Origin of the sequence: Leekyejoonella antrihumi, assembly GCF_007845645.1 — a bacterium.
GTDB classification, from domain to species: Bacteria; Actinomycetota; Actinomycetes; order Actinomycetales; family Dermatophilaceae; genus Leekyejoonella; species Leekyejoonella antrihumi.
On the sequence record NZ_VCQV01000001.1, the window covers coordinates 271785 to 288398 of the forward strand.

Sequence of the window (16614 nt, forward strand, 5' to 3'; positions counted from 1 at the left end):
CCCTGCCACACCCCCAGGATGATCACGGCATACAGGACACCGAAGATCTCGTCGGTCACGTAGTGCTCACCGGCATATACGAGGCTGAACGCCATCACCAGCGGATAGATCACCAGCACGATCCGCAGCCACCAGCGCCTCGTCCAGCACCAGACGAATCCGACGATGAGCACGGCGTATGCCATGTGCAGCGACGGCATCGCCGCCACCGGGTTCGAGCGTGCCTGGCCGTCGCCGAGCACCTGGTTCGCGATGTGGAAGCCCATCCGCTGCCAGCCCTGCCCGGACAGCCGCGCCACGTCGGCGCCGGGGATGGAGCCCTGCATGGACGCGAGCCACGGCGGCGACATCGGGTAGAGGAAGTAGGTGGCCAAGCCCGCGATCGCCATCGCGACGACCAGCTTGACCCAGATGCGGAACTTGTCCCGGGCCACGATCCACCAGTACGTCGCGGCCAGCGGGGTCACCACGAAGTGGCTGCAGTAGCAGAGGGTGACGATCACGCTGATCCACGGGACCGTCGTGGTGGCGTGGAAGTGCTCCTGGATCCACTGGTTCGGCAGGTGGCCGCCGAAGAGGAACTTGTCGAACTCGACAGGGAAGGTCACGTGCAGCGGCAGGCCCAGACCGTTGGTGGCGCCCTGCTCCGGGTACCCCGACAGGTGGCTACCGTGGAAGTGGGAGGCCATTCCGTAGCCGTAGTCGTAGGCGAGCAGGATCCCTTGGAAGGGCAACCAGTCGAGCATCAGGCGCCACCAGGCTCGCCAGCCCTTGCCAACCACGAGCGTGCTCAGGCCGACGAGGATCCAGAGAGTCAGGCCGACGCGGTCCAGTGGGACACCGACGGCGACGACGTAGCCGATCAGCACCACCAGGTAGCAGGCAATGGCCACCCGCCGAACGATCTTCCAGTCCACCCGGGCGGCGATGCTCTCTCGCCCACTCGCCGCCATAAGTGAACACCCTAGACGCAGTGCTGGGGAGTCAAGGATGGCTCGAGCCGGCGCGGCTACGAGTGTTCGACGAGGTGCGCCCGAGGGTAGAGCCGGCTGGCCAGGCGTGCCACGGTGCGATCCTGGATGAAGGCGAAGTCGGCACCGACCATGGCGAGCGAAAACAAACCCAGTCCCAGGAAGAGTGCGATGCCGGCGTGCAGTGACACCATCGCAACGACGGCAACCACGCGGGTGCGGTGCCGAAGCAGCAGCAGGCCAAAAACGATCTGCAGGACCACGGATCCCCAGGACATCGCGTGGACCGCGAGCGGCTGGTTCGCCACGAAGTGCGACAGGCTCGGCCAGGGCGACAGGTAGCCGGCGTGCAGCGGGTAGTAGATGGCGGTGCCATCGCGCCACAGGCTCCCCCGGAGCTTGGCCAGACCCGCAACCAGATAGATGATGATGATCTGGGCGCCGATGAGCACGAGTGCGGCATTGTGGATCGGCACTCGGACGCTGTCCGGCAGGAGCCCGGGGCGAAGCGCTCGCATATCGTTGCCGGCGGCCAGGAGCCCCCGCCGGCGAGCAATCCACCGGTCGAGCGACAGCCGCTGGGACGTGTCGGCAAAGCAGAGCCACAGCAGCACGATTCGCGCGACGACGTCCTCCGTGTCGGTGCTCGTCGGCCCGGCGGCGATCAATGAGGTGAACATGAAGAAGACCGCGATCGTGCTCACCCGGCTGGCTAGACCCATCATCATGCAGACACCGAGAATGCCGAGCACCAGGTACTTCGCGGTGAAGACACCCGACGGATCGGCGCCGTTGAAGTAGCCGAACACCGGTGAGCCCCAGATGCTGTGCGCGCGGTAGGGCTGCGCCCAGGCCGAGCCGGTGCCCCACAAGAACTGCCGATCGGGCGCGTTGACGGCGACCGTGAGAACCACGAAGAGGCCGTAGATGATGCGCGACGCGGCCAGCCCGTACTGAGCGTGCATATCGAGCGCGAACCAGTCGGTTACCCGGCACGCCGGCCGAGGGACGCGAAGCAGGCAACGCCCTGGCCCGCTCATCGTGGACCGCCGGTGGACTCATTGGTGCAGCCGGACGACTGCCCGTAGACACCGCCGACGACCTCCCGGCCGGCGTGCGGGAAGGACTGAGTCGGCATCCAGCCCGAGGTCCAGCGGTTCACCCGCTCGCTGGCCTGGTTGCTGCGCCTCGCCGGGTAAGGCACGAAGTGGGTGTCCTCGATCATGATCTGCACCCGCCGGCTGTCCCCCCACCGCCCGGCGGCGATCTGCGACACCAGTCCCATCATGGATCGGTCGCTCTCGACGAAGTCCGCCGCGCCCGTATGAGACGCACCGGCGGCGACCAGGTGGCGCTGCATACCATGCCAGCTGGTGCCGTCCGCGTCGTCGGCCGCGATCGCGCGGGCGGAGCTCGGCAGCTGTCCCAGGGTGCCGCGGTAGTGCTTGACCAGCTGGAACGTCGTCAGGTAGCGACGATCCGGCACCAGATGATGCAGCACGGCGGAGTGGATGTCGCAGGCCGACACGTCGAACCACGAGGTCACCCCTCCGGCGGTCTCGGCCCGCACCCTCAGCCAGGTGCTGTAGCTGACCGGATCGGGCGCGAAGACACCCCACGCCTGCTTGAAGACCGGCTCCATGTAGCGGTCGATACCGGCCCGAACCGGCGCCGGGAGCGACGCCGGGCGGGCGAGGTAGACGACCGTCGCGCCCAGGTGAAGAGCCACCAGAAGCATCACGAGTTGCGCTACCAGCCGCTGCCGCGACGGGCGTTCCCCCTGCGACACCGTCGTACTCGTCATCCGCGCCCCCTCGTCGCCTGCCGCTTCCGTCCGCCACCACGGTGCCGTGGTGATGGCGGCCGGGCAATCGGACGAAGAAGGACTCGGCGCGTCGGTCTTGGTCGGATGCGCCGAGGAGCACTGCGGGTGCCTGCGGCGCTACCTGCCGGCGGGACCCTCCGGAAGCGCCGCGGTCGCTGCGGGGACCAGTCGCAGCTGCACTCGGTCGCCGGGCGCCAGGGTGGTGCCGGTCTCGGCATACGCCTGGACCTCGCCGATCGCCTCGACCTCGCACCGCAGCCGTATGCCGTCCGCCACCGTGGCCGCGGAGCGCACCGTCCCGATCAGTTCGCCTCGTGGATCCACCCGCAGCGCCCCGGGCCGCAGCGCGATGCGTCGACCCGCGCCGGCGCCCAGCAGCGGGCGCAGCCGGTCGGCACCGGAGCCGTCGAGGATCGTGCTGAATCCGAGGAACTGCGCCGCTCGCTCGTCCACCGGGTGCTGCCACACGTCGGCGGCCGGCCCCTGCTGCACGATCCTGCCGTCCCGCATCACCGCGATCCGGTCCGCGGCGGTCAGTGCCTCGTCATGGTCGTGGGTGACCAGCAGCGCGGTGGTGCCGGTGCAAACCAGGATCTCGCGCAGGTCCGTGGCCAGGCGATCTCGCAGCGCCCGGTCGAGCGCCGACAACGGTTCGTCGAGCAGCAGCAGCCGTGGCTCAGCGGCCAGTGCGCGGGCCAGCGCCACCCGCTGCTGCTGACCACCGGACAGGCTGGCCGGCCCGCGCTCCTCCATCCCCGGCAGACCGACCAGGTTCAGCAGCTCGGTCACCCGAGGCGCAATCTTTGCGCGGGCGACACGTTTCCGCCGCAACGGGTAGGCGACGTTGGCCGCCACGTCCAGGTGGGCGAAGAGCTGCCCGTCCTGGAACATCAGCGCGAACCCGCGCTTGTGCGTCGGTATACCGGTCACGTCGGCCCCGTCGAAGCTCACCGTGCCGCGGTCGGGCACCTGCAGGCCGGCGATGACCCGCAGCAAGGTCGACTTGCCGCAGCCCGACGGCCCGAGGACGGCCAGGACCTGCCCGGCCGGCAGCTCCAGGGTCACGTCCTGCACCGCAGGGTCCCCGTCGAAGCTGACGCCGACACCCGCCACGACCAGTCCGTCCATCTAGAACGCGCCCATGGAGGTGACGTGCAGGCGTTCGACCAGGCCCATGACCAGGGCGGTCATGCCGGCGAGCACGACCGAGCCGGCGAGCGCCATACCGAAGTTCACCGCTCCAGGGTGGCCGATGAGCGCGTAGATGACCACCGGCAGGGTGGGGTGATCGGGCTGCGCGAGGAAGCTGGTCGCGCCGAACTCCCCCAGCGAGACCGCCAGCGCGAACCCGGTGGCGGCCAGCAGCGGCCGCCACACCACCGGCAGATCGACGGTGACCATGGCGCGCAGCGGTGAGGCGCCGAGCGCGGCGGCGGCCTGTCGCTGCCGCTCGTCGGTGGATCGCAGCGCCGGCGCGAGCGTGCGCACCACCAGCGGCAGCGCGACCAGCGCCTGCGCAATGGGGATCAGGATGGGCGAGGAGCGCAGGTCCAGCGGCGGGTGGTTGAGGGTGATGAGGAAGCCGAACCCGACCGTGACCGCGGAGATCCCCAGCGGCAGCATGAACGCCCCGTCCAAGGCGGTGAGCAGGCCGCGGGTATGCCGGGTGGAGCCGCGGCGGGTCACCAGCACCGAGACGATCACCCCCAGCACGACAGCCATCGCCGTCGCGTCGATCGCGATCCGCCAGGAGTTGTCCAGCGCCTGCCACACCGGCACCAGCAGCGCATTGTCCGCTCCGTCGGAGGCAAGGTGCCGATAGTTGTCGAGGGTCCACACCCCGTCGATCTGCAGCGAGCGGACCACCAGCGTCGCCAGCGGAGCCACGACGAAGAGCACCACGAGCCCGGTCAGGGCCAGCGGGATGGCATCCGAGAAGCGCACCGCGCGCAGTCCCCCGCGCCCGGCGGTCACGGTGGTGCGCTGCTTGCGGCTGCGCGCGATCTCGGCTCCCCAGAGCAGCACGACGACCGCCAGCAGCTGCACGATCGACAGCACCGCCGCCGAGCGCAGGTCGAGCAGGTTGGTGGTCAGCAGATAGATCTGCGTCTCGATCGTGCTGTACCGGGTGCCGCCGAGGATCAGCACGACACCGAAGGCCGTGGCACAGAAGAGGAAGACGACGCTGGCCGCGGAGATGATCGAGGGCCGCAGCGCCGGCAGCGTGACCGTGCGAAAGACCTGCCACGGCGAGGCGCCGAGCGCTGCGGCCGACTCCTCCGCGCGAGGGTCCAGGCCCTCCCATACGGCGCCGACGGTGCGCACCACGACGGCCAGGTTGAAGAAGACCAGCGCCAGCAAGATGGCCACCCATGACGCGTCAATGTTCAAGAACCCCAGCGGGCCCGACTGCACCAGCAGAGTGCGAAACGCCACGCCGACCACCACGGTCGGCAGCACGAACGGGGTCACCACGATGCCGCGCAGGACCCTGCGCCCGGGCAGCCGCAGCCGATAGAGCACGTAGGCCACCGGGACCCCGAGCGCGGTGGTCAGTGCGGTCCCGAGCACCGCGATCCAGAGGGTGAACCACAGTGCCTGCCGCTCGGGCGGGCGGCTGAGCACCGACCAGGTGTCCCCGAGCGCCCAGGAGCCGTCCGGGTGCAGGCCGCGCAGGACCATGCCACCGACCGGCAGCACGAAGAAGACGGCCAGAAACACCAGCGGGATCAGCGCCAGGGCGGTCAGAGCCGCACGACGCGGCCAGCGGGACGGCATACGACTAACCGGCAGTCACGTCCTGCCACTGCTGCAGCCAGGTCGCCCGGTTCTTGGAGATCTCGGCCGGCGGCACGCTCCAGGGTTTGGCCGGGATCTTCGCGAAGGTCTTCCAGTCGGCCGGCAGCGGCACGCGCTTGTCGACCGGGAACACATACATGTTGGGCGGCAGCGCCTTCTGGAAGGCGCTGCCGAGCATGAACCTGACGAAGGCCTTGGCGCCGGCCGGGTTCTTGGCGCCCTTGATGACGCCGGCATACTCGACGCTCTGGAAGCAGGTGTTGAGCAGCGCACTCGTGCTCGACTTGTCACCTTTGACCGTAGTCGTCGGGTCGCTGTTGTAGGACAGGATGATCGGCCGGTCCCCCTTCCCGCCACCGGCGGTGTAGTCGACGTTCCAGGCGTCGCTCCAGCCACTGGTCACCTTGGTGCCGTTGGCCATCAGCTTCTTCCAGTAGCCCTGCCACCCGGAGGTGCCGTACTTGCTGATCGTGCTCAGCAGGAACGCCATACCCGGGGATGAGGTGGCCGCACCCGGGGTGACGAACAGGTTCTTGTAGGCCGGTTTCGTCAGGTCGTCCAGGCTGGTGGGCGGTTGCAGCTTGTGCTTGTTGAACCAGGCGTTGTCGACGTTGACGCACACGTCGCTGAAGTCGATCGGGGTGAGCTGCTTGGCCGCCGCCCCCTTCAGCGCGTAGGCGGAGGCGCCATCGGGCAGCGCCGGGCTGTAGTCATCGAGCACCCCGGCATCGGTGACCCGGGTGGCGAAGGTGTTGTCGATGCCGAAGGTGACATCTCCGACGGGGCTGCCCTTGGTCAGCACCAGCTGGTTGGCGACCTGGCCGGCGTCGCCCGACGACGACACCTTCACGACATACCCGGTCTGTGCGGTGAACTTCGCCAGTAGCGACTTGGGTGCCACCCAGGAGTCGTGAGTCACCAGGGTGACGGTTTTGTTCGTGGGCGCCGTGGCACTGCCCGTCCCGGTGGATGTGGGGTCGTTGGTGCTGGTCGTGCTGCTCAGTGAGCAGCCCGTCAGCGACACGGCGGCGACCGCGCCGAGCGCAATCAGGTGAGTTGCTCGCATCGTGAGACATCCTCCTCGTGTCGAAGAGGGGCTCGACTTCCTCCACCGGTACTAACCGGATCAGGTTCGAGGGTCTGCGGGTGGCCCCGCACTCTCAGCGCCTGGTGCGCTCCCCTGTCGTCTCAAAAGATGACGTTACACGCCGGACGTGGCAGGCTCGGCACCGTGGTATGCAGGTCCAGGACGAATGGACCCCGATGTGAGGAGATGCAATGGCGGTCGGTTGGAAGGTCATCAACCTGGCGAGCGGTATCGCGGCGCGCAAGACGTCCGCGAAGGTCACCACCAAGACCTGGAAGACCGCAACCGGTGCACCACCGAAGAACAAGTTCGACCCCTACGCCTCACCGACCGAGCTGACGATCTTTGCGATCTTCTCCGGCGCCGTGTCCGCCGGGATCAAGACCTTCATCGAGCAGAAGTCGGCCGACTTCTACACCAAGACCACCGGTCACGTGCCACCGCAGATCGCCAAGGCGCAAGCCGACCAGGAGGACCAGGCCGAGGCCAAGAAGCGCATCAGCTGACAGTCCGGATACGGCCGATCGCGCCACAGGAGTGGTCGGTCGTGTCCTGTCGAAGTGCAGCCAAGCTTGGCCACCGCGACAAGTGGCGACCATTGGATGAATCCTGCGCCGCCAAGCCTGTTTCGCAATGTCTAGAACTTCGGCGCAAGGCGATCCGTATGACGCCCGTGTCCCGGGACGCCCAGGCGGACGGCCCCTACGGAACGGACAACGCAATACCGGGGCGAGGGCGCCCCTCGACATGCGGCTTCACCGTTTGTGGTTCGTCCTGCGGGACACCCGGATCTGCCGATGCTGCTCCCGGTACGAGCGCTGGCCTTCGACGTAGCGCCCTTGCAGCAGGGTTACCTGGCAGAAGTTTGAGGCCATCGCGCGAACTCTTCCGGCGCATCCCCCGGGGCACCGTCGTGATTATCTTGCGGGTGGTGCTCTTGTCAAATCGGGTGGGGCGTGGTTGGCTCAGGCATCTGTTCCCGTGACGATCGACGCGGGTGCCCCGGCGGTTACCGAGACGCTCGTCGCGAGCGTTTACGGTGGCGCCGCGCACCGTTTGGTGCGTGGTGAAGGGTTGGGACTGGGGAGGGCACGTATGTCTGGATCGGTGAGTGTGGTGAGCCGGCGGCACGGCCGCCTGGCCTGCCTGGCGGTGGCGACGGTTGCGGCGATGGTTGCCGCGGTCGGGATCGGCTCCCCGCCCGCGGCCGCGGCCACATCGAACCCGGCCCCGGTGGCCGGGGCGCGCAAGCACGCGACCCGATTGTCGTTCCCGATCTCGGGCACGACCGGGCTGAGTGTGGATGTGGGCAGCAAGAACATGCTGATCACCGACCAGCTGCTGACCCTGCCCGGGATACGCTCAAATCCGGCGATCACGCTGTGGTACAACTCCTCCACGCAGGGCAGTAGCGTGCCGTCCGCGGTGACCGGTGGCACCGGATCCGGGTGGGGCATCACCGGATTCGACGAGCGAGTCGTCACCAACCCGGACGGCAGCGTCACCTTCTATGGGCCGGGCGGGCTGGCCGGAGTGTTCACCTCGAACGGGGCCGGCGGGTTCACCGCCCCACCACAGTTCCAGGCCGACCTGACCGGGTCCGCCTCGGCGGGCTACACCCTGATCGATCACGCGTCGCAGGAGACGCTGAGCTTCAACGCCTCGGGCCGGCTGACCAGTGACGCGGACCGGGACGGCAACGCCACGACCTACGCGTACACGGCTGGGGGGTACCCGGCCTCGATCACCACGTCTCGGTGGGGCGGGACCGGGGCCACGGTGGCGGTCACCGAGTCCGGGTCACGCATCACCACGTTGACGGAGACGAACGGGTCCTTGTCCCGGCAGGTGAGTCTCGGGTACTCCGCCAAGGGGCACCTGGCGTCGGTGACCGACACGATGGGCGGGGTGACCCATTTCGCCAGCGGCCCGGGCACCGATACCGGACAGGTGCTGTCCGTGACCAGTCCGCAGGGCAAGGCCACCACGCTGGGCCTGGACTCGATCGGGCGCATCAACTCCGTGGCGCAGGCCAACCCGGACGGGGCGGGCACCTCGACCACCCGGTTGTACTACCAGTCGACGACGCAGACCCTGGTCGCCGACCCGACCACCAACCAGTCCCAGCCGGTGGCCTCGGTGCCGCACACCAGCTACACCCTGACCGCCGATGACCGGGTGTCCTCGGCGACTGACCCGGACGGTCACCACCGGGCGGCCACGTATAACGCGGTCGACAACGTGCTGTCGGTGACCCCGGCCGCGGGCGGGACGACCAGCCTGGGGTACACCAACGCCGGGGAGTCACTGAACCAGATCGCCTCCCCGCAGGGCGCCACCGATAGCGTGCAGTACTCCGCCTGCGGGCAGGGCAACGGCCCCGGGTGTGCGTACTTGCCGTCCTCGAGTACCGACGACTCCGGCAACGCCCTGGCCTACACCTATGACGGCAACGGCAACCAGTTGGGCACCCAGCAGGGCGCGACCGGGCCGAGCGCGACGGTCACCTACCACTCCAACGGCACCCCCGCCACATCCGCGTCCCCGGGCGCACCCGCCGGGGTCGTCACCTCCTACGGGTATGACGGCACTGGGGACCTGACCTCGATCACCCCACCGGCGGGGACCAGCCTGGGCAACCGCGCCTACACCTGGGACGGGTTCGGCCGGCTGTCCACCGCGACCGACGGGGCCGGGGACACGATCAGCTACACCTATGACGACCTGGACCGGATCACCCGGGTGCATTACTCGGACGGCACGCCGGACGTGGCCTACACCTACGACGCCAGCGGGCGAATCACCAAACGGGTCGACGGGTCCGGGACCACCACCTACACGTATGACGACCTGGGCAACCTGCTGTCCACGACGAACAGTGCCAACAGGCTGACCAGCAGCTACACCTACGACCTGGCCGGCGCGCAGGCGACCGCTACCGATGGGGCCGGGACCGTGACCTACGGGTACGACGCCGCGCACCAGCTGACCTCGATGACCTACCCGCAAAGCGGCACGACCCTGACCACGGTGTTCGCCAACGACGCGAACGGGCGCCGGACCGATGTGTGGTTGCAGTCCAACACCAGCCACACCGCCTGGTCGGCGCACGAGCACTACACCTACGACGCGACCGGGCGGATCACCGGGGTGACCGGGCAGAACGGTCCCGCGGCCAGCCCGACCACGGTACTGAACGAGACGGTCTGCTACGCCGCGAACTCGACCGCCCCGTCCTGCTCCACGGCCCCGGCCAATGACCGCAGCAACATCCAATGGGTCAGCAACGCGGTATCCGGGGAGACCAGCAGCTACCACTACGACACCAGTGGCCGGCTGACCGGCGACACGATCACCGGCGGGACCGACCCGCGCACCTACACCTACGGGTACGACCAGGCCGGCAACCGGACCAGTTCCACGGTGACCGGGTCGTCCCCGTCCAGTCAGGCCCTGACGTTCAACGCCGGCAACCAGATCACCAGCAGCGGCTACGGGTACGACGGGGCCGGGGACCAGACCAGCAACCCGACCCGGACGGCGGCGTTCAACGCCGCCGGGCAGAAAACCTCCACCACCACCAGCAAGGGCACCAGCACGTATGCCTACGCCGGGACCAACCAGAACGAACTGCTGTCCCAGACCGTCCCCGGCGCCTCCACCTACACCTACGCCTACGGCCGTCCCAGCGCGACCGGGGTCCCGCAGATCGACACCGTCAAGGTCGGGACCGGTACCGGGTACGTGTTCCACGACCCGTCCGGGCTGCCGATCATGCTGCAAACCAACTCCAGTGTGACCTGCCTGTACATGCTCGACCCGATGAGCAACCCGGTCCTGCTATCGACCAGCTTCCACACCACCTCCCTGGCCATCCGGTACGACCCCTACGGCGGGGCCACCCGCACCGACGGCGGCGGCGCCAACGGTGCCAGCACCGAAAACCCCTACCTCTTCGGGCTGGGCCTCCAAGACCGCTCCACCGGCGAACTGAAATTCGGGCAACGCTGGTACAACCCCCTCACCGGCACCTGGACCCAACAAGACACCCTCAACGCCCCCCTCGACCCCGCCAACGCCAACCGCTACGAATACGCCGCCGACAACCCCCTCAACATCCTCGACTCCACCGGGCTCTTCAACTGGGGGGCCGTTTTGGGCGGAGCAGCCGTGGTCATCGGTGCTGATGTAATCGAAACAGCTGCTATCGGCATCAGCCTCGCGGTCGCACCAGAGGCGGTCCCTGTCGAGTTGGGCGCCTTACAGCCAGTTGTTAATTCGGCAAACGCGTTCGGGGTGGGCCTAATCGGGTACGGCGCGAGTAGCTAAGTAAGGCCCACTGTGAAAGATAAGTGTCCAGTTCTATGACCAACGAATACTGGAGGAAAGTCTTTCAGAATAAAGTCTGGCGTACTGGATCTGCTGGAGCTCCTAAAAGCGGACCACAGAGCATATACGGATACTGTTTCAGCCTTGCCGTACTTGCGGCGATCGTCGCTGGAATTCTGTACCGAAGTTTTGTGGTCGCGTTCATTGTTCTAATGGCTGCATCGATCGTATTGCTGATAGTCATCATTCCGTTAGGGATATTCTTTGCGATCCGAAGCGAGCGAAAAAGTCGGAAGAACGGTCGACAGTGACAACCTCGCGACCAGAAGTAGCTGGTCCCAGACCGTCCCGGTAGGTCCACCTACACGAGTACGGGTGACCGGACGAGTACGGCGTCACGCAGAGATCAGGCCCCCTGCGTTCAGATCCGAGCGCCGACCGGCCTCGTCCGCGAAGTACACGGTCCCGCCCGTCTTCTTGGCCTCCTTGGCGATCTCGGGGTACTCCGTAGTCTTCCAGGCGGCGACCTTGTCCGGGTCGGCCTGCCAGCCCCGCCACAGCGGCCGCTGCGGCGACAGGCCGAGCCGAGCTTGTGCAGCATCCGCCCGACCGCGGCGGACGACATGCGCACCCCGAACTCGACCCAGATCAGGCGTTGTACCAGATCCCGGGTCCCAGGAGTTGGACTACCTGCGCGCCGGAGACACCCTGTACGTCTGGAAGCTCGACCGGCGACAACCGGCTCTCGCTTTCCGCGGCGGTCATCTGCCTTGCGTTGGCACTGGTACTTTGCGCCGTCGGTACTCCGGTGAGGCACGGTGTCACCCCGGCCCGCCGCGTCGGTCGCTCCCTTTCCGGGCTGCTTCGGGGTGTACGTCCGGTCCGTAGGGTGAGTGGGGTGTTCAGGCGGTCGCTTTCTGACCTTTGAGGGCCTGGGTGGCGGTCACCGCGCCCTTGGGGGCGGTGATGTGTTGGCCCACCCCGTAACCGGTGAAGTCCAACTGGCCCTTGCTGGCCGCGGACTTGTTCACGATTTGTAGGGGCACCGGTGATGCGGCGTCAGCCACGGTCAGGGTGCTGCCATCCTTTTGGGTCAGGGTCAGGGCCTTCTTCCCGTGCAAGGTGGTGTGCGTGATCCCCGACCGGATCGGCGAACCCGACGAGTTGAGGTCCGCGGCGAGGCTTTGCAACGTCAACGCGCCCAGCGCGTTGGACGTGCCAGTGGACTTGATCCACTTCCCGGCCAGCCCGGCGGCTTTCGACCCGGCGGTTTTGGTCCAGAACGATGCCGGTGCCTTGATGTAGGCCGTGGAGCCGATCTTGACGATGTTGATGACCATCCCGCCGATCGTCTCGGTCCCAGCGGTGTTGTCGCCCTGGAACCGCAGGTTCACCTTCTGCTGCTGACCATGGTCGATCACGGTCCCACTGACCCGCACCGACTTCGCGTTGAACAACGCCGACTTCGCGTCCGCGAACACCTGCGTGGCGGACTTGCCCGCCTCGCCGCCACCGGCCGCAGCAGCCGAAGAACCGGTCGATGAGGGGCCACTGGACGCGGGACTGCTGGAGGACCCGCTACCGGAGGACGACCCGCTCGACACGGGGCCGCTAGGCCCAGAGCCGGACGAGCCGCAGCCGACCAACCCTGCGGCCACGACGACGGTCAGCACGCAGGTCCTGCTGCAACGAGTGAGACTCACCATGTTCCCTCCCTGGCAGATCCCTCAGGTCGGGACCACTCCACAATCGGAGAATAGCGGCTCTGGCTCTGTGTCGCTGCGAAGATCCCAGAAGTATGGGTAAGACTCGCCGAGAGGCCGTTCCCGACCGCTGAAGACCGCCAGCGCCGTCCGCGCCAGTTCAGGATCCCGTCCCGGTGAAGGGCCGGTGATTGATACGGGGACTCTGGATTCCCCGCAGATGTCTGCAGGCACTTGGACGGGATCCTGTGTCACCGAGGAGATCGCTGGTAGCACTGTCACTGATTTCGCGGGACACTGTTGCCATCAGAGAGGGCATGATGTCGCGGCGAATCAGCTCGGCGGGATTCTTTACCAAGCAAACCTCGGTGCTGCGCATAGGCGCCCGTCGAGACCGCTTTGAGTTGAGGTTCCGCTCCCCTGGGGCCGCGCTGAGCGAGTTGATCACGCCGCGCGGACGCGCCCACCTTCGATTGGCGCTGGAATCGCATCTACTCATGGCCCGAGGCGACGGTCGTTACTCACGCCGCTACCTCTCAACCGGTCAGAGGTGGCTGCGGGTCGCCGGCGGGTCTATGCCATCCACCGAGACAGGCACGTCACTCTGGGGATCCGGCCCATCCGTGTGACCTCCGCTCCCACCGCCGGGAACGAAGCCTGCCGTTGCTAGTGCGTCCGCCGGCGACGGCTCAGCGGTGCCGCAACCGTTCGGTGGCGGCGAGGATATGTGCTTCGGCAAGGTCAGCGCGGTCGGCCACGGGGCCGGGAGGTATGTCGACGAGGTCGAAGCCATTCTCCCGGTAGACGTCCTCGTGCACGCGCTCGAAGGCCAAGGATTCGGCGTAGCTGATCCGCCGCGCCGCGGTCGGTTCGATGAACCCGAGCGGGCGCACGAGCAGCACGGATCGTGCGTACACCTGCTCGGACAGCACCCGGGATACCTCCCCTGCCAGCAGCGGCGTAACGGGGCGGCCGAGATAACGCGCCAGAGCGAGGGTGCACAGCGGCGAGCGGTCATGAATCTGCACATGTACCGAGTTGCAGACACGCATCGACGCGCGTTCGCGTTGCAGCATGACGATCAGGTCCACGAAGTCATCGCGCGCCCACGGTTCGTCGATGCCAAGGGCTTGCCGCTCGGCGATGACATCGGTCGCGGCCTCCTCGACCACCGCATGCCCACGCCGACGCAACTCGTGCAGCACCGAGGTCTTGCCGCTCCCCGGCGCACCGGTCAGCACGTAGTGCGTGAGCACGAGTGCCTCCTTTCTTCATGACCGCCGTGATCGGCCAGCACAGGCCGGTGAACGATCGGAATCCGAGACGGCCCGCATCAAGGTATGCGGTGGTGCACCCATACGTCGATTGCACCGCCCGTCTCGAAGTCGAGGCCGGTCCAGGCCCGCCACTGGGCGAGTGACCCGCCAATCGTCATCGATGCCGGGCAAGTGCCGGTGATCACGCCTCCCGCGCGCACGTGAGTTCGCAGCCATGGGTCCCATGGGAGCCCGTCGTCGCGCTGGCGAGCCGCATACTCTCGCATGGATGTGTGTGGTTCAAGGTGCTTGAGGGTGGGCCGCACGGGTGCGACCAGATCGCGAAAGCCCGCACGTCGAGCGGCGGCTTTCATCGCGCCCAGCATCCCAGAACTGAACCCGAGCCCGCGGTGCTGCGAATCGACGGTGATGATGAGAGCACTGACCGCCGAGGCCTGTTGGTGGCCGCCGCACGCACCGCGCACGGCCGCTCCCACGACGTCATCCCATCCCTGCGGCGGCAAGTCCGTCGCAACGCCGGTCCAGGCGATCGGTGCGGCTTGGGCTGTCGCCACGGTCTGCCCGGCTACTTGGCCGACCAGCTGCAGTGCCGGGTAGAGGTGGTGCACGCTGACCAGATCCCAACAGGACGGATCTCCGCTCATGAAGGCTGGGAGACCCGAACTGACGCGCTCGTCGCGCAGATCTGGTCTGTCCGCCAGCGTCGATACTTCGAGCTTCACGAGACGAAACTATCAACGGCGCGCCACGGCCTGCTGTTGATCGAGGCCTCACGACTGCAAGCGGGTGGGCTTGCGGGGTTCGCCGTGCTTGCCGGTGAGGGAGGATGGGTCCCTGGGACGAGCAGGGAGTGTTGGATGCGGACTGATGACGCGTGGTTGTCCACGCTCGGTCCGGAAATGGGCCGTCACCGCGAGGCCATCGCTGCGTTCGCGCAGCTGTGCGCGGACAACCGCGCGGTCTCATCGTTCTCGGTGGGGTGCTCGATTGGGCGAGGCGCTGGCGATGCGTTGTCCGACATTGATGCCGCTGTTGGTGTGAGCACGGTGCGCGGCACCGCTGGCGCCGCGGATGTCCAGGACGTGGAGGCGTGGTTGCTTGAGGCACTTCCTGCGCTGGGCGAGGTCGTGGACGTCCTGCGTACCGGGTCGGACAACAACGACTTCGTGATTCGCCAGGTCTTCGTGCAGTTCAGCGATCGGCTCCAGTTGGACCTCGCTGTGATCGCCGAGGGCGAAGTGCGGCGCGGCGAGGCTGCACCAGACTTCGTGCCGGTCTTTTGGCGTGAGGGGGCACCGAATTCGACGGCGGGACGGTCGGCGCACGAGGTATCGCCTGAACAGATTCGAGAGTGGGCGTTTCTGGGGTGGCGGGCGTTGTTGGATGCGGACAAGTACCTGCGGCGCGGCTCGGTGTGGGAAGCGCATCAGCGTGTGCAGGACGCCCGCGACCGCATCTGGATGTTGTGGGCCGCCGCCCGAGGGGCAGCGTATCCATGGCACGGCTTGTCACAGGCCCTTGACGACAGCCCAGACTTGCTGCCGCCAAACATCGAGACCACCGTCGCCGGCCTTGACGCCGAGGATCTTCGCCGGGCCGTGGTCGCTGCAGCACAGGTTCTGGCGGACAGCAGTGCTGCCGCCGGCACCGCCTGGAACGCGAAACTTCCGTCCGCGCTGGCTGACCACACCCGCCGGACCCTCATGGACTGGCCACCATCGGCCCGGTGATAGCGACCCTGGTCGAGGCCCGCGACGCGTGGGTTCGCGCTGAGGCCGACGACTATGTGGATGGAACACCGATAGCCTCACTGGCATGCGGAGCATGCCACATGGGGATCGGCTCGTGACACACGGTCAGGTGGCCGGTGTTCCGTATGGGACACCTTGTGGGACGGTTCCGGAGATGTGAGCTCCGGTCCTCGATTCCCCGCTGGCAGTTCGCCGGTGATGGTTCGTCTTGCGGTGAGCGCACCAGATGTGTTGGACGCCCGAATAGTCCCCGATAATCCGGTGCACGGAGGGAGGCCACCCAAAGGACATAGCCTGCGGACATGTCCGTGCTGGAGATCGACGACCTGGCCATCTACTACGAGGCTTACGGATCGGGCCCTGCCATCCTGATCCCCTGGTGCAACTTCGCCTGGTCATCGCTGGATCTGGAATCATTCACCAGGCTGTACACCGTGGTGCTTGCCAGCCCCCGCGGGTTCGGCAACAGCCCACGCGTCGCGGCAGGCTATGCCGCAGACACCATCCGCACCGACATGGAAGCGGTACTGGACCACCTGGGTATCGAGCAGTACGTGGCGTTCGGGTACTCGATGACCGGGTCAGTAGCCGCGTGGCTAGCGCACGACAATCCTCGTGTGCAGGCAGTCATCTCCGGCGGGTTCCCAATGGTCACCTCCTACGCTGCGCTCCTTCCCTACATCCAGGCGAATCGAGCCGAGACTCAGCAGGATCCGAAGCGGTGGGAAGCGATGACCGGCAAGTTTGATGGCTCTTCAGATTTAAGGGTGTAGTGCTGGTCGGCGCGTCGATCACGGGATAGGCGTCGAGGCCTCCCGATGATGGAAGTTCTGACACTGCCCATCTGGAAGACCTCGACGTGACCGACGCTA

General features: G+C 67.1%; 13 protein-coding genes, 1 pseudogene and 1 riboswitch. Of the genes and pseudogenes, 4 read left to right on the forward strand and 10 right to left on the reverse strand.

The annotated features are described in order from the left end of the window. Positions 1-20: 20 nt before the first annotated feature. From FGL98_RS26110 to FGL98_RS01355, 6 genes and pseudogenes are all read right to left on the reverse strand, one after another. Positions 21-953, reverse strand: a pseudogene (locus FGL98_RS26110) (phosphatase PAP2 family protein); the annotation flags it as partial. A 56-nt stretch (positions 954-1009) separates the two neighbouring features. Next, entirely contained in the window at positions 1010-1936 is a 927-nt protein-coding gene (locus FGL98_RS01335; RefSeq protein ID WP_186525903.1) for an HTTM domain-containing protein, read from the reverse strand. Between the two features lie 71 nt (positions 1937-2007). Continuing rightward, positions 2008-2775: a DUF5819 family protein gene (locus FGL98_RS01340; protein ID WP_146314839.1), complete on the reverse strand. Its 768-nt coding sequence runs from the start codon at positions 2773-2775 to the stop codon at positions 2008-2010. A gap of 138 nt (positions 2776-2913) precedes the next feature. Continuing rightward, complete coding sequence (locus FGL98_RS01345) at positions 2914-3924, reverse strand: ABC transporter ATP-binding protein (RefSeq protein ID WP_146314840.1); 1011 nt, start codon at positions 3922-3924, stop codon at positions 2914-2916. Next, positions 3925-5574 carry an ABC transporter permease gene (locus FGL98_RS01350; RefSeq protein ID WP_146314841.1) on the reverse strand — a complete coding sequence of 550 codons (1650 nt, stop codon included), beginning with the start codon at positions 5572-5574 and terminating at the stop codon, positions 3925-3927. A gap of 4 nt (positions 5575-5578) precedes the next feature. Continuing rightward, positions 5579-6661 carry a thiamine ABC transporter substrate-binding protein gene (locus tag FGL98_RS01355; RefSeq protein ID WP_146314842.1) on the reverse strand — a complete coding sequence of 361 codons (1083 nt, stop codon included), beginning with the start codon at positions 6659-6661 and terminating at the stop codon, positions 5579-5581. Between the two features lie 20 nt (positions 6662-6681). Then, positions 6682-6787, reverse strand: a riboswitch (TPP riboswitch). A gap of 86 nt (positions 6788-6873) precedes the next feature. On the opposite strand from FGL98_RS01355, the gene FGL98_RS01360 reads away from it, so the two are divergent. Beyond that, positions 6874-7188 carry a DUF4235 domain-containing protein gene (locus tag FGL98_RS01360; RefSeq protein ID WP_146314843.1) on the forward strand — a complete coding sequence of 105 codons (315 nt, stop codon included), beginning with the start codon at positions 6874-6876 and terminating at the stop codon, positions 7186-7188. A gap of 589 nt (positions 7189-7777) precedes the next feature. Further along, positions 7778-11011: an RHS repeat-associated core domain-containing protein gene (locus FGL98_RS01365; RefSeq protein WP_146314844.1), complete on the forward strand. Its 3234-nt coding sequence runs from the start codon at positions 7778-7780 to the stop codon at positions 11009-11011. 421 nt (positions 11012-11432) lie between these two features. Here the strand turns inward: FGL98_RS01365 and FGL98_RS27000 are convergent, their stop codons facing one another. The 4 genes from FGL98_RS27000 to FGL98_RS01385 all read right to left on the reverse strand — a co-directional run bounded on the left by FGL98_RS27000 (position 11433) and on the right by FGL98_RS01385 (position 14713). Then, positions 11433-11828 (reverse strand): winged helix-turn-helix domain-containing protein, encoded by a 396-nt coding sequence (locus tag FGL98_RS27000; protein WP_146314845.1) that lies wholly within the window; start codon positions 11826-11828, stop codon positions 11433-11435. Between the two features lie 85 nt (positions 11829-11913). After that, the gene (locus FGL98_RS01375) at positions 11914-12717 is read right to left on the reverse strand and encodes a hypothetical protein (RefSeq protein WP_146314846.1); all 804 of its coding nucleotides are present in this window, start codon (positions 12715-12717) and stop codon (positions 11914-11916) included. Between the two features lie 686 nt (positions 12718-13403). Next, positions 13404-13970 (reverse strand): AAA family ATPase, encoded by a 567-nt coding sequence (locus FGL98_RS01380; protein WP_146314847.1) that lies wholly within the window; start codon positions 13968-13970, stop codon positions 13404-13406. A gap of 77 nt (positions 13971-14047) precedes the next feature. Next, the gene (locus tag FGL98_RS01385) at positions 14048-14713 is read right to left on the reverse strand and encodes an N-acetyltransferase (protein WP_146314848.1); all 666 of its coding nucleotides are present in this window, start codon (positions 14711-14713) and stop codon (positions 14048-14050) included. A gap of 135 nt (positions 14714-14848) precedes the next feature. Here FGL98_RS01385 and FGL98_RS01390 point away from each other — a divergent pair, with 135 nt between their 5' ends. Together FGL98_RS01390 and FGL98_RS01395 are read left to right on the forward strand one after the other, a co-directional pair. Then, positions 14849-15721 carry a hypothetical protein gene (locus FGL98_RS01390; protein WP_146314849.1) on the forward strand — a complete coding sequence of 291 codons (873 nt, stop codon included), beginning with the start codon at positions 14849-14851 and terminating at the stop codon, positions 15719-15721. Positions 15722-16044: 323 nt separating this feature from the next. Then, the gene (locus FGL98_RS01395) at positions 16045-16515 is read left to right on the forward strand and encodes an alpha/beta fold hydrolase (protein ID WP_146314850.1); all 471 of its coding nucleotides are present in this window, start codon (positions 16045-16047) and stop codon (positions 16513-16515) included. Positions 16516-16614: the final 99 nt, after the last annotated feature.

Bases quoted from the DNA above. Each gene is read 5' to 3' on its own strand.
- FGL98_RS01355 (WP_146314842.1), bottom strand. From the start codon at position 6,661: ATGCGAGCAACTCACCTGATTGCGCTCGGCGCGGTCGCCGCCGTGTCG.
- FGL98_RS01390 (WP_146314849.1), top strand. From the start codon at position 14,849: ATGCGGACTGATGACGCGTGGTTGTCCACGCTCGGTCCGGAAATGGGC.
- FGL98_RS01375 (WP_146314846.1), bottom strand. From the start codon at position 12,717: ATGGTGAGTCTCACTCGTTGCAGCAGGACCTGCGTGCTGACCGTCGTC.
- FGL98_RS01335 (WP_186525903.1), bottom strand. From the start codon at position 1,936: ATGCACGCTCAGTACGGGCTGGCCGCGTCGCGCATCATCTACGGCCTC.
- FGL98_RS01360 (WP_146314843.1), top strand. From the start codon at position 6,874: ATGGCGGTCGGTTGGAAGGTCATCAACCTGGCGAGCGGTATCGCGGCG.
- FGL98_RS01350 (WP_146314841.1), bottom strand. From the start codon at position 5,574: ATGCCGTCCCGCTGGCCGCGTCGTGCGGCTCTGACCGCCCTGGCGCTG.
- FGL98_RS01365 (WP_146314844.1), top strand. From the start codon at position 7,778: ATGTCTGGATCGGTGAGTGTGGTGAGCCGGCGGCACGGCCGCCTGGCC.
- FGL98_RS01340 (WP_146314839.1), bottom strand. From the start codon at position 2,775: ATGACGAGTACGACGGTGTCGCAGGGGGAACGCCCGTCGCGGCAGCGG.
- FGL98_RS01345 (WP_146314840.1), bottom strand. From the start codon at position 3,924: ATGGACGGACTGGTCGTGGCGGGTGTCGGCGTCAGCTTCGACGGGGAC.
- FGL98_RS01395 (WP_146314850.1), top strand. From the start codon at position 16,045: ATGTCCGTGCTGGAGATCGACGACCTGGCCATCTACTACGAGGCTTAC.